The organism is Saccharothrix mutabilis subsp. mutabilis (assembly GCF_039521145.1).
GTDB lineage: Bacteria > Actinomycetota > Actinomycetes > Mycobacteriales > Pseudonocardiaceae > Actinosynnema > Actinosynnema mutabilis.
Genome location: NZ_BAAABU010000059.1, coordinates 1 through 764 on the forward strand (window position 1 = coordinate 1; position 764 = coordinate 764).

1 protein-coding gene is annotated in these 764 nt (G+C 66.5%); it reads right to left on the minus strand.

All coding sequences use genetic code 11. The features are described from left to right. The coding region (locus tag ABD126_RS38570; protein ID WP_343940651.1) for a glycoside hydrolase family 10 protein at nucleotides 1-749 on the minus strand (749 nt) is incomplete at its 3' end. Nucleotides 750-764: the final 15 nt, after the last annotated feature.

The following is a 764-nucleotide window of genomic DNA, read 5'->3' on the forward strand; positions in this document are numbered from 1 at the left end:
GAGCCGTCGAAGAGCAGTGGGGTGCCGTAGGAGCGCCAGGAGTCGGTGTCGCGGATGCCCCACACGGTGATGCCGGTGCATCGGGCCACCGCCAGGCACGCCTTCGTCACGCGTTCGTAGTTGGCGGCCTGGGTGGTGCCGGAGCCTTCGATGTCGAGTTCGGTGATCTGGACGTCGACGCCGAGGTTGGCGAAGTTCTGCAGGGTGGTCTGGTAGTTGGACGGGACGGGGCTTTGGGCGTTGAAGTGCGACTGGAGGCCGACGCAGTCGATGGGGACGCCGCGGGTTTTGAAGTCCTGGACCATGCGGTAGACGGCTTGGGTTTTGGCGTGGGTCCAGTCGTCGGTGTTGTAGTCGTTGTAGCAGAGTTTGGCGGTGGGGTCGGCGGCGCGGGCGGCGCGGAAGGCGGCTTCGATCCAGTCGTTGCCGGTGCGTTGGAGGTTGGAGTTGCGGCGGGCGCCGGAGCTGCCGTCCTCGAAGGCCTCGTTGACCACGTCCCAGGCGTAGATCTTGCCCGCGTAGTACTGGGCGACCTTCGTGACGTGGTTGAGCATCGCCGAACGCAGCGCGGAGCCTTCGAGGCGCTGCATCCACGCCGGCTGCTGGGAGTGCCAGGCCAGCGTGTGCCCGCGGACCCGCTTGCCCTGCGTCCGCGCGTGGTTGACGATGCGGTCGGCGTTGCCGTAGGTGAACTGGTTCTGGTTCGGCTCGGTCGCGTCGATCTTCATCTCGTTCTCGGCGGTGACCATGTCGAACTCGCGGTT